The following is a 12,440-nucleotide window of genomic DNA, read 5'->3' on the forward strand; positions in this document are numbered from 1 at the left end:
ACTCAAACAACGCTGGCGTGCCCTGCAGCACATCACCCTCAGCCCCAGCCGGATCGGCGATATCGCCCGTGCCGCCCTTGTCCTCAACAAAATCTGGAAGTGATCATCACTGAGAAAACCTCACTGATCTTCTTCCCGCCAGCTTTCGGCTCTGCTCTGCGCAATCATGTTCCCATGTTGACTGGCTGCCCGCCCTATCAATTGCACGTAGATCACCACTGTTGACATGCCTCTCCCCGTTCCCTAGCGGAAAGACTTAAGGGTCAGTCATGATGGTTGTTATGAGGGGATGGGCCGGGGTCGGGGCGACGATTACCGCGGTAGCCGTCGTGGGGCTCGGCGTCTACTTCGTGACCGTCGGATTGGATGCCGCGGACAAGCTGGCCAGTGTCCTGGGGCTGTTCGTCGCGACATCGGGCCTGGTACTGGCGTCGGTCTCCGGCCCTGGCTCCCGGCGGCGCGATACGGAACTCCCGCAGATCGATGAGTCCATGTGGGATCACTTCGCCCAGGCGATCATGTTTCCGCGGCCCGGTGACCTTCCACGCGACGTAGCGCGCCCGGTCACTGAGGCGACAGCGCGGCCAGGGCTCGTATGCCTGCCCATCAGCCCAGAGTTCGTCGGACGGAACAGCGAGCTGGACACGCTCGACGACATCATGAACTCGGGCGAGCCAATGGTATTGACGGTCGTACACGGCCTGGGAGGGGTTGGTAAATCAACACTCGCCGCCCGTTTCGCCGGCATGCAAGTTGATCGGTTCAATCCGGTGTGGTGGATCAGCGCGAACAGCCCGAGTGCCCTCCGCGAAGGGCTGGCCGAACTCGCGGTCGAGCTCCAGCCGGAACTGCGGGACGTCCTGCCGATCGATGCCCTGATGGCACGGGCCGTCAGCTGGCTCAGCTGTCACTCCGGATGGCTTCTCGTGCTGGACGACGTCAGCGTCCCCGCCGATCTCATGCCGCTGCTTGAACGGCTGAGGGAGGGAAGGGTGCTTGTCACCAGCCGATTGTCTCAGGGCTGGAACGGGCTGGGTGCGCGCGTCCTGCCGGTGGATGTGCTCACCGACGACGAGGCGACCGAACTGGTGATGCGCGTCGCACCGCGCCGCGCGGCTGACGAGATGGTGGTCACCGAGCTCTGTCGTGAACTGGGGTGCCTGCCGCTCGCCGTCGGGCAGGCCGCGAGCTACCTGTCCCAGAACGACCTCATACCGGTGCGTGTATACCTCGATTCACTGATGCAACGGCCGGAACTCATGTTCGACCGGACAGCCCAGGGCTCCGACGATGAGCGAACGGTGCTGCGCATCTGGCGGATCACTTTGGACAAGCTGGCGAGCACCTCACCACTTGCCGTCGAACTCCTGCGCATCACGGCATGGTGGGCGCCCAAACTCATCCCGACCTCACTGCTCATGGCCGTCGCGGAGCCCATTGAGGTGACCGACGCCCTCGGTGTTCTCAGGGCCTACAACATGATCGGCATAGATGGTGATCTGATCAGTGTGCATCCCATGATTCAGACGGTCGCGCGTTCGCCCGATCCGATAGATCCACATCGGCGGCCCGGCGATGTGGCCGACGCCCGCGACCGCGCCACCCTGTTGCTCGACCAGGCGAGACCCACTGGTATTCACGACCCCGCCGACTGGCCTGAATGGCGGCTCCTCCTGCCGCACATCGATGCACTCGTCGATCGCACCTCGGGAGAAACCGATACACCGGTCTCGACGCGGCTTCTCAACGAGACCGCGGTCTTCCTGGGGACGCAGGGCGTGCTCTCGCGGGCTCTCGTCTATCTCGAACGCGCTCTCGACTCCGATTCGCGGCTGCACGGAAACGCGCATCCAGCCACCATGACGAGCCGACATAACCTAGCGAACGCTCATAAGACGGCAGGGAACCTGAACAAGGCGACCAGTTTGTTCGAGGAGGCGCTAGCCGACCGGCGGCGCGTGCTGGGTGAAGACCATCCGGACACCTTGTACACCATGGCCTCCCTGGCATGCGCTCTTGAAGCCGACGGCCAGTTGGACACGGCCGTCCGCCTCTTCGAGCAGACAGTGGCCGACCTGGCACGGGTCCTGGGAGACGACCACCCTCACACACTGCTCAGCCGTAACGATCTCGCCTTCACCTTGAAGGAAGCAGGGCGGGTCGATATGGCCGTCGCACTGTTCGAGAGGACCCTCGCCGACCGCAGGCGGATACTGGGACCAGACCATCCTCACACCCTGGTCAGCTCGAAAGAACTCGCCGAAGCCTATTTCGCCAGGGGGGATCTGGAGCAAGCCGTAGTCATGTTCGAGGAGACGCTCGCAGCGTGCGAGCACACGTTGGGGACAGCGCATCCGCTCACGCGGGCAGTTCGCGCTGATCTGGCAGCCGCCGTCTAGGCGAGGGCCGGCTGCATCCCCATTGCCCTTGGAGAGAAAATCATGCTGAGCCAGATCTTCTCCGACGGATACGCCAGAGCCGGGCTAGACGCGAAGCAGGCCGCACTTTTGGCAGACCTCTATGGGAGACTACGCGAATTCTTTGCGTCAGACGACAGGATCAAGATCCGCTACGCGTCCAATGACTTTCTCGGAGGGTACCGTCCGACCGGTTTCGTCCACGCGGGGGACCCACAGCAACCGGACATGAACGATTCGTTCATCTATTGGGACCCTGACCGCAGTCGAAAGATCCCTCATGCCGAGGAAGTCCAGTGGCTCCTGAAGGCGCTGGACGCCTACCGCCAGGGGGTGGCGATGCGCATCGTCGCCGACCTGGTGCGAGAACTGTGCGACCACTATGACCATGCGGCGGCTCCGAAATTCGAGGAATGTTCAGTTCTTCAATGCAACTCCTTTGGCGTCGCCAGCGACAGGGAGTTCCTCCAGACCTGCCATGAGGACGGAGTCGCGGCAACGGTAATCTGGACGAGCGGCCAGGGGCTGGAAGGATGCCATGAGATGGACGGCACTGCTCTTCTATGCGGGCCTGAAGAAGTCTTGGTCATGCCAGGCAGTGTCTTGGAGGTTATGACAGGCGGTGAGGTCCGATCGTTCTACCACAAGGTTCGCAACCATAGAGATCTTGAACGTAAGTCGATCATGTACTTTGCCTCCTTCGATATCAGCCGCGGCCCCATCAAGCCATTTGTCGTAAATGACGAGAATCGCGAGATTGACATCCGGGAACTCATCCGAAGCGGCACCGACACGTTTGGTCTCGTCAAGGATTTCGTCCTCGGTCCGTGAGTGGGGGCAGCCAGTCGTACTCCGATCGGCCAAATGGCCGGTGGCCGCACCTTTAGGCTGGCACGGGCGTGGAGTCTCACGCGAGAAATTCGTTCGCCATGGCCGGACCACCTGAGGCAGCATAGGAGCGCAGCGGCATGGAGGGTGGGTGGCTGTGCTAGGAGTACGGGGTGGCTCCAGGGACGGCCGGTCGTCCCGCCAGCGGGCGGTTCTGCTGGCCTTGCGCTATTACTGCGATGTGCTGCGCCGCCAGTGGCGTATCTCGGTTCCGGCGATGACCTTGCCGGCGCTCGGGAATACCTGCCTGTTCTACCTGACACCGCTGGTGGTGGCCGCCCTGGTGGGGCATCTGGCCGGCGGCGGGGAAAGCGGCCTCGGCACGCTCCTGCCCTACGTTCTCGGCTTCGCCGGCCTGATGTTGACGGGCGAGGCGCTGTGGCGGGTCGGGCTGCACTTCCTCAACCGGACGAACGGACGAGGCATCGAATGGCTCGGCATCGTCGGCATGGACGAGCTGCTCGCCAAAGACGCCGCCTTTTTCCACGACAACTTCGCCGGTTCGCTGACCAAACGGATACTGAGCTTCTCCGGCGGTTTCGAAAGCTTCGCCGACACCCTCACTTTCTCGGTCGTGGCCAATCTGATCCCGTTGTCCTTCGCCTCGGTGATCCTGTGGCGGTACCACCCGCTCCTGGTCGTCGTCCTCCTAGGGCTGATCGTCATCAGCGGCTTCCTCGTCGCGCCGTTCATCCGCCGCCGGCAGGTGCTGGTGGACGAGCGCGAGGCGGCCAAAGTGCGGGTGTCCGGCCACGTCGCCGACGTGCTGACCAACATGGAGACGGTCCGCGCGTTCGCCGCTGAGGAGCGGGAGGCCGGCGAGTTCCGCGACCGGATCGTCGAGCAGCACCGCCTGTCGCTGCGCTCCTGGGACTACGCGAACCTGCGGGTCGACACGATCGTCGCTCCGATGTCGATCCTGACCAGCGCCCTGGGTCTGCTCGTCGCGGTGGCGCTCCGCGGCGGGCTCGGGGTGGAGGCCATCGTGGTGACGTTCTCCTACTACACCAGCGCGACACGGATCATGTTCGAGTTCAACCAGATCTACCGGCGGATGGAGAGCACGCTCACCGAGAGCGCGCAGTTCACCGAGCTGCTCCTGATGCCGCCGACCGTCGTGGACCCGCCCGACCCGCAGCCGCTGCGTCCGGCCGACGCCGCGGTCCGCTTCGAGCGGGTGCTTTTCGCCCACGGCCATGGCCCGCCCCTGTTCGAGGGGCTGGACCTGGAGATTCCCAGTGGCGCCAAGATCGGCCTGGTGGGCCGGTCCGGTGGCGGGAAGACCACCCTCACCCGGCTGCTGCTGCGTCTCATGGACGTCGACGGCGGCCGGATCCTCGTCGGCGGCCAGGACATCGCACGGTTGCGCCAGAGCGATCTCCGCGGCCTGATCGCCTACGTCCCGCAGGAACCCGCGATGTTCCACCGGTCGGTGCACGACAACATCGCCTTCGCCCGGCCGGGTGCCACCGAGACCGAGATCCGCCAGGCGGCGCGGGCGGCGCATGTCACCGAGTTCGTCGGGAGCCTTCCGGACGGGTTCGACACGCTGGTCGGCGAGCGGGGCGTCAAGCTCTCCGGCGGGCAGCGGCAGCGCGTCGCCCTCGCCCGCGCCATCCTCCGGGACGCCCCGATCCTGCTCTTGGACGAGGCGACCAGTGCCCTGGACTCCGAAAGCGAACTTCTCGTCCAGGAGGCTCTGTGGCACCTGATGCGCGACCGCACGGCGGTGGTCGTCGCGCACCGGTTGAGCACGGTCGTCCGCATGGACCGCCTGGTCGTTCTCGACCACGGCCGTGTCCTTGAAGAGGGCTCCCATCGGGAGCTCCTCCAGTCCAAGGGCCCGTATGCCCGTCTTTGGCACCACCAGTCCGGTGGCTTCCTCACCGACGAAGCCCTTCCGGACACGGCGAACACCAACCACCGCGACCACGAGTCTCAGACGGCGACCGGCTGACACGCGGCTCGCACGACTCGGTCCGTGACCGGCCTCGCGCGCCCCGGGGGCGACCCTCTCACCGGGCGGGCTGTGGAGATCTATCGGCCGGGGCGAGGACCCGGCCGAGCCGTCCGCAGCGCCGTCATGACCGTCTGGGCTAGCCGCCAGGGCTGCCGCGGGTCGGCGAGGACGGGTGACGCACCGCAGGCCGCCCCGGCGGCCAGGCGGCCTGGTGAGGCGCTGATCAGGATCACCTCGGAGCGTTGCCCGTGAAAGTCGCGCGCGCGGGCGCAGGCGAGCCGGCAGAGGGCGTCCGGGCTGGCGTGGTCGCTTCCGTAGCCGCCGATGCCGTCGCTCATCAGATGCGGCAGCCCGACGGTCTCCAGCCACAACGCCGTGATGGGCCGTAGGGCACCGCTGACCACGCCTTGCACGACCCCGTCCGTGGCCGCGATGGCGTCCAGCAGGTGGGTGAATCGCCGCGGCGGCGGGGACGGCGGACACCGCTCGATCTGCTCGGCGAAGCAGCGGACCAGTTCGGGCAGGAACCGCGGGAGGATCCTCGCCGCGCGCGCGGCCGTCATCCTTTCCGCCGTCAGCAGGCGCACCGCGATCCGGGGATCGGTGACCAGGGTGAGATCCGGCGGCGTGCTCGGGGGACGGCCGATGACGCGCTCGAACGCCTCGCGGTGGGCGGCCGCGACGAGGCCGGTCGGCGGCGCCAGTGTCCGGGGCAGATCCCACAGCACGGCGGTTCCGCCGGGCCCGGTCAGCCCCGTGGTCGTGCCAAGGTCGCAGAGCACGTCGGGTGGGAGGTCCGAGGCCGTGCCGAGTGCCATGCCGATCACCGCGCCGAGGGTTCGCGGGCGCGGAGCGGCCGGAGGATGTCCTCCGCCATGTCGTGGACGAAGAAGTGGCCGCCCGGCAGGACCCGCACCACGCAGGATTCGGTGGTGTACAGCCGCCAGCCCTCCAGGTCGGTGAGCCGGACCTGGCTGTCGTCCGCACCGCCGAACACCGAGATCGGGCAGGTGAGGAGCGGGCCGGGGCGGGGCCTGTAGGCGTCGGCGACGGTGAAGTCCGCGCGCAGCGCGGGGAGGACGAGCGCCGCCAGTTCCTCGTCGGCCAGCAGGCCGGGCGGCGTGCCGCCGAGCGCGACCAGCTCGGTGAGGAAGGCCGCGTCGGGCAGGTGGGCCATGGGTTTGCGGCGCCGCGGCGCGTGCGGCGCGCCGTGCCCGGACACCACCAGCATCAGCGGTGGCAGTCCCCGCGCCTGCAGCACCCGCGCGGCCTCGAACGCCAGCAGCGCGCCGAGGCTGTGCCCGAGCAGCGCGTACCGGCCGCCGGGGCGGGCGGCGACCGCGGCGCAGATCTCGTGGACCAGGGCGTCGAGCGTCGCGAGCGGTGGTTCCGCGATGCGATGGCCTCGGCCGGGCAGCTCGACCGGGCACAGCTCCATCCAGCCGGGCACGGCGGGCCGCCATGCCCGGTAGACGGCCGTCGAGCCGCCCGCGTAGGGGACGCAGAACAGCCGGAGGCTCATGCGGGCCGCCCCGGGCACAGCAGCTCCGACGCGATCGCGTTCAGCAGGATGTTGGACGTCCCCTCGTAGATCGTGCCGACCTTGGCGTCGCGGTAGAACTTCTCCGCCCGGTGCTCGCGCCGCGTGCCGTTGCCGCCCATGGCGTCCACCGCGCGGACCGCGGCGCGCTGCGCCGCCTGCGACGCGACGTACTTGGCCATGGCCGCCAGCCGGATCTGCTCGGCCTCGGCGGCGCCGCCTGCCACGGCGCCGCCCGCCACGGCGTCGGCCGCCCGATAGCAGAGGGCGCGGGCCGCGGCGATCTCGGCGGCCGACTCCGCGAGCGGGAACCGCACCCCCTGGAACTCGGCGACCGGACGTCCGAACTGGCGCCGTCCGGTCACGTAGCGGGCGGCGACGTCCAGCGCGCCCTGCGCCAGGCCGACCAGTTGCGCGGCGATCCCGACCCGTCCGAGCGTCAGCGCCCGCAACGCCAGCAGCTCGCCCCGGCCCGGGCCGCCGAGCGCTTGGTCGCCGCGGACCGGGACGCCGTCCAGCACGAGGTCGGCGGTGCGCGCCGCGCGCATGCCGAGCTGGTCGGCGGGCTCGGCCACCGCCAGCCCGGGGGCATCGCGGTCGACCAGGAACGCGGTGACGGAGCGCTGCCCGGTGCGGGCGAACACCAGGAACAGGCCCGCGGCGAGCGCGTTGCTGGTCCAGCGCTTGCGGCCGGTGATCCGCCACCCCGGGCCGTCGGGTTCGGCGACGGTGGCGAGCGCGAACGCGTCGCTTCCCGCGTCCTCCTCGGACAGCGCGAAGGCGCCCATGACCGAGCCCGCGAGCCTCGGCAGGTAGCGGCGCCGCTGGTCGCCGTCGCCGTCGCGCAGGATCGCACCGGTCACCAGGATGTTGTGGACGTCCACGGCGACGGCGACGCCCGGGCAGATCCGGGCGACCTCCTCGACGGCCGCCACCGCGTCCAGGAAGGTCAGGCCCTGCCCGCCGTAGCGGAGGGGCGTCTCGACGCTCATCAGCCCTTCGGCGAACAGCGCGGCGACCAGCCCGTCGTCGAGCCGGCCCTTGTGGTCCATGTCGTCCACCAGCGGGGCGACGGTGTCCTCGGCGAACGCGCGGACCCGGTCGCGCCACGCGGTCTCAGCCGGCGGCATCGGCTCGTTCCCCGGCCGGACGTCCCACGTCGAACGAGAACATGGTCCGCCACATGGCCTCCTGCCGGGACGCGGGCATGGTGCGCATGACGGTGTTGCGCATCGTGACCAGCAGCGGGCTCTCCCATTCCTGGAACTGACTCACCTTGAACACCTGCTCGCGGACCCACCTGAGCCGGGGCATGCGCCGCCGCTCGTACTCCTTCAACCCGGCCTCCGGCCCCTCGGCGGCCAGGGAGTCGGCGAGGACGACGGCGTCCTCGATCGCCATGCAGGCGCCTTGACCGAAGACGGTCGGCATCGCGTGGCCCGCGTCGCCGAGCAGCGCCACCCGCCCGGCCACCAGGCGGTCGAGCCGCCGGCGCGCGAACAGGTCGCTGCGCAGCAGCCGCTCGGGCGGTGTGCTCTCCAGGATGTGCTGGTTGGCCTCGGGGAAGCCGCGGATGAACGTGCGGAGCTGGTCCTTGAGGTCGTTCGCGGAAAGGGAGTTGCGCGCGGGGGCGCCGTTGCGTGCGATCGACCAGCAGACGCTGTCGTCGTCCACGGCCCAGGCCACCATCCTCGTGGCCTGGCGCCCGTACACCATGAGGACGGTCCCCACGGGATAGTGCGCGGCGCTGTCGCTGATCCCGCGCCACACCATGTGCTTCAGCGGCTCGGGATCGCCGTCGCCGAGCAGCTGCCCGCGGACCACCGAGCGCAGGCCGTCCGCCCCGATCAGGATGTCGGCGTGGACCTCGGCCCCGCCGTCGAGCAGGACGGTGACGCCCTCCGGCGTCTCGCGGTAGCCGGTGACGCGGCGCCGGTAGCGGACCCGCTCGGGCCCGGCCGCGCGCAGCAGCATGTCGAGCAGCGCCTGGCGGCGGGCGCCGACTCCCATGTCGGCGTGCTCGCGCTGCAGCCGCCCGATCGGGGACTCGCTGAGCGGGCCGCCCGTCTCGGTGACGACGAGCTGGCTCTCCAGCGGCGCGCCGAGCTCCTGGACGGTCTCTCCGAGGCCGATCCGCCCGAGCGCGGCCACCGCGTTGCCCCAGATGGTGAGGCCGGATCCGGTGAGGCCGCGCACCGCGTCGGCGCGCTCGTAGATCTCGATGTCGTGGTCGCCGCCGAGGGCCGCGGCGGCGGTCAGCCCGCCGATGCCCGCGCCGGCGATGACGATCCGTGTCCGTGTCACGTTCCTTCTCCTTTCGGTCGGTGGACGTCAGCCGGTGAGTTGCGGATCGCTGAGCGGCGAGCCGGTGAGTTCCGGGTCGGTGAGTGGTGGGCCGGTGGGGGGCGCGCCGGTGGCGTCCGGCGCGGCCGGTTCCCGGTCGATCAGCTCCGCCAGGGACGCCACGGTCACGTCCTGGCGGGTCAGCGCCAGCGGCACCTCGACCCGCCATTCGGCGCGCAGCCGCATCGCGATGCGCATCGCGCCCAGCGAGTGCAGGCCGTGGCCGGCGAGGTCGTCCAGGACGCCGATCTCCTTCGCGCCCAGCACCTCGGCGACCACCGCGGCGACCCCGCGCTCGGTCGGCGTGCGCGGCTCGGTGCGCGGGACGGTCCGCGCACCGTCCCGCCCGGGGTCGGGCAGCGCACGCCGGTCGACCTTGCCGTTGGGGTTACGGGGCAGCTCCCCGACCGGGACGAACGCCGAGGGCACGAGGTAGGACGGCAGGCGGGCACGCATCCGCTCCCCCAGTCCGGCGACGGTGTCCGGGGTGGCGACGACATAGGCGACCAGGCGCGCGGCACCGTCCGGGCCCGGCCGCGCGACCACGGCCGCGCCCGTCACCCCAGCCTGTTCCGCGAGCACGGCCTCGACCTCGCCCGGCTCCACCCGGAATCCCCGGATCTTGACCTGGTCGTCGTTGCGGCCGAGGAACTCCAGCACGCCGTCGGCGCGCCGCCTGGCGAGGTCGCCGGTCCGGTACCGGGTCCCGCCCGCGGGATCGGGCGCGAACCGTTCGGCGGTGAGATCGGGGCGGCCGAGGTAGCCGGCGCTGATCGACCGGCCGCAGACGTGGACCTCTCCGACGCAGCCGAGGGGGACCTGGCGGCCGGTGCCGTCCGCCACCAGCGCCCGCTGGTGGCGCAGTGCCCGGCCGATGGGGCTGCCGCCGCGGGTGAACACGTCGTGCTCGGTCAGCTCGTACCACATGCTGATGATCGTGGTCTCGGTGATGCCGTAGGCGTTCACCAGCCGCGGCGCGGCGACGCCGTGGCGCCGGGCCCAGGGGCGCAGCCGGACGGGATCCAGCCTTTCCCCGCCGAACACCACGTACCGCAGCGGGCACGGCGCGGCGCGGCCGCCGGCGTGCCGGAGCCCGTCCGCCTCGGCCAGCAGGTCGAACGCGGACGGGGTCTGGTTGAGCACGGTGACGCCCTCGGCCTCGATGAGTTCGCACTGCGCCTCCGGCGAGTGCACCTCCGCCTCGGTCATCACGTGCAGCCGCGCCCCGGTGGTCAGCGCGCCCCAGATCTCGAACACCGACAGGTCGAAGCCGTAGGGGTGGAACATCGTCCAGACGTCGTCCGGACCGGCGTCCATTTCGGGCATGACGGCCGACATGAACTGGGCCACGTCCCGGTGCAGGATCGGCACTCCCTTCGGCCGTCCGGTGGAGCCCGAGGTGTAGAGCACGTACATCCGGTCGTCGGGGGCGGGGAGGGCGCCGGTCACCGGGACCGGCTCGGCGGCGGGCTCGTCTTCCAGGCAGACCGCGGGCAGGCGCCGGGCAGGCTCGGGGAGGGCCGGCAGCAGGTCCTTCTCCGTGAGCACCAGGTCGGCCCCGGCGTCCTCCACCAGGTAGGCGAGCCGGTCCGGCGGGGCGGCCAGGTCGAGCGGGAGGTAGGCGGCGCCGGTGCGCAGCGCGCCGACCATTCCCGCGATCAGGTCGGTGGACCGGCGCAGGCCGAGGGCGACCAGGCGGCCCGGTCCGGCGCCGAGCGCGGCGAGCCGGCCGCCGATCAGGCCGGCCCGCCGGTCCAGCTCCCGGTAGGTCAGCCGGTCGGAGCCGCCGCTCACCGCCACCGCGCCGGGGTCGCGGGCGATCTGCTCGGCGAGCCGGCCGAGGACGGTGTCGGCCACGGGCTCTGCGAGGTCCCCTTCCGCGTCCGCGTCGAGGACGCGCCGCTCCTCGGCGGTCGTCATCGGCAGCTCGCCGAGCGGTGTCCCGGGGGCGGCGGCGAACGACTCCAGCAGCGTCCTCAGGTGCCGGACGAGCAGGTCGGCGGCGGGCCGGTCGAACCGGCGGCGGTCGTAGACCAGGCGCAGCGGCATGTCGTCGCCGGGCAGGATCACCAGGGTCAGGGGGAAGTGGGGACGGCCGTCGTAGGCGTATCCGAGGACCCTGAGCCCGATGTCGTCCAGCGCCACCTCCGGCAGCGGCGCGTTCTCGAACGCGACGTTGCTCTCGATGGGCGAGGCGTCCCAGCCCGCCAGCCGCTGGATCTCCACCAGCGGCACGCGGTCCCGCTCGCGGGCGCGGGCCTGCCCGGCCTGGAGGTCGCGCAGCCAGTCGACCGCCGGGCGCGCCGGGTCGATCCGGCAGCGGGCCGGGAGCGTCACGATCAGCGGGCCGAGGATGCCGGCGGCCCCGGTGAGGTCGCGCGGCCGGTGGGCGGTGGTGCTGCCGGTCACCACCTCGTCCGTGCCGAGATGCCGTGCCAGGACGACGCTCCACGCGCCCTGCACGATGGTCGCGGCGGTGAGGCGATGCTCCCGCGCGGCCCGCTGGATCCGCTCGGCCAGGCCGGGCAGGGTGAGGTGGACGAAGTGGTGCGTCGCCTCCCCCGGCGGGACGGTCCCGCCGCCCTGGCCCAGCGGGTCGCCATGCTCGAACCCGTCGAGGGCCTCGCGCCAGAATCCGGCCGTGTCGGCGTCGGCGGGATGGTCGCGCCACCAGGCGACGTAGTCGCGGTAGGGACGGGTCGGCGGGGCCAGGGGCGCGGTGCCCCGGTGGAGCGCGCGGTACCCGTCCAGGAAGTCCGCGATGGCGATGCCGAACGACCAGCCGTCCATGATCAGGTGGCTGAACCGCCACGCGAACACCCAGGTGTCGTCGGCGCGCCGGATCAGCGAGGCGCGCATCAGCGGCGGCCGCGCGAGGTCGAACGGGCGCATCCGGTCGGCGTCCAGCCATTCCTGGTAGCGCGCCTGCCAGGCGTCGTCCGGGACGTCCCGCCAATCGAGCTGCTCGATCCCGAGCCCGGCCCGGCGGTGGACGACCTGGAGCGGTGAGCCGCCGCGCCGCCAGCGGAAGCCGGTGCGCAGGATCGGGTGCCGGTCGGCCACGCGCTGCCAGGCCCGGGCGAAGAGCGCGGTGTCCAGCTCGCCCGCGAGCGTGACGCTCACCTGCTCGACGTAGATCCCGGTGTTCGCGCCGCGGGTCAGCTCGTAGAGGAGCCCGGCCTGGATCGGGGAGAGTTCGTAGATGTCCTCGATGTCGCGGAGGGCGCGCAAGGGAACCCCTTCTTTCGTCAGCGGTCGGCGGGTCGTTGGGTCGGCGGGCGGGGTTGGGAGG

8 protein-coding genes are annotated in these 12,440 nt (G+C 70.7%); 3 read left to right on the top strand and 5 right to left on the bottom strand.

The features are described from left to right. Positions 1-281 precede the first annotated feature (281 nt). The 3 genes from ETD83_RS33000 to ETD83_RS33010 all read left to right on the top strand — a co-directional run bounded on the left by ETD83_RS33000 (position 282) and on the right by ETD83_RS33010 (position 5,262). Positions 282-2,399, top strand: coding sequence for a tetratricopeptide repeat protein (locus ETD83_RS33000; protein WP_171064571.1), 2,118 nt, complete (start codon positions 282-284; stop codon positions 2,397-2,399). 42 nt (positions 2,400-2,441) lie between these two features. Next, on the top strand, positions 2,442-3,248 hold the full coding sequence (locus ETD83_RS33005; protein WP_138649129.1) for a 2OG-Fe(II) oxygenase family protein: 807 nt from the start codon (positions 2,442-2,444) through the stop codon (positions 3,246-3,248). A 148-nt stretch (positions 3,249-3,396) separates the two neighbouring features. After that, the gene (locus tag ETD83_RS33010) at positions 3,397-5,262 is read left to right on the top strand and encodes an ABC transporter ATP-binding protein (RefSeq protein WP_230421348.1); all 1,866 of its coding nucleotides are present in this window, start codon (positions 3,397-3,399) and stop codon (positions 5,260-5,262) included. Between the two features lie 80 nt (positions 5,263-5,342). On the opposite strand, the gene ETD83_RS33015 is transcribed toward ETD83_RS33010, so the two are convergent. The 5 genes from ETD83_RS33015 to ETD83_RS33035 are packed head-to-tail and all read right to left on the bottom strand — an operon-like array spanning position 5,343 to position 12,379. Further along, on the bottom strand, positions 5,343-6,083 hold the full coding sequence (locus tag ETD83_RS33015) for an HAD family hydrolase (protein WP_138649130.1): 741 nt from the start codon (positions 6,081-6,083) through the stop codon (positions 5,343-5,345). A gap of 5 nt (positions 6,084-6,088) precedes the next feature. Then, positions 6,089-6,787, bottom strand: coding sequence for a thioesterase II family protein (locus ETD83_RS33020; RefSeq protein WP_138649131.1), 699 nt, complete (start codon positions 6,785-6,787; stop codon positions 6,089-6,091). Further along, positions 6,784-7,935 carry an acyl-CoA dehydrogenase family protein gene (locus ETD83_RS33025; protein ID WP_138649132.1) on the bottom strand — a complete coding sequence of 384 codons (1,152 nt, stop codon included), beginning with the start codon at positions 7,933-7,935 and terminating at the stop codon, positions 6,784-6,786. Before ETD83_RS33025 ends, ETD83_RS33020 begins: the two co-directional genes overlap by 4 nt. After that, positions 7,922-9,109, bottom strand: coding sequence for an FAD-dependent monooxygenase (locus ETD83_RS33030; protein ID WP_138649133.1), 1,188 nt, complete (start codon positions 9,107-9,109; stop codon positions 7,922-7,924). The genes ETD83_RS33025 and ETD83_RS33030 overlap by 14 nt, the downstream gene beginning before the upstream one ends. A gap of 27 nt (positions 9,110-9,136) precedes the next feature. Beyond that, positions 9,137-12,379, bottom strand: a complete 3,243-nt coding sequence (locus ETD83_RS33035) for a non-ribosomal peptide synthetase (protein WP_171064572.1) — start codon at positions 12,377-12,379, stop codon at positions 9,137-9,139. Between the last annotated feature and the right edge of the window lie 61 nt (positions 12,380-12,440).

It is taken from the genome of Actinomadura soli (assembly GCF_005889715.1).
GTDB lineage: Bacteria > Actinomycetota > Actinomycetes > Streptosporangiales > Streptosporangiaceae > Spirillospora > Spirillospora soli.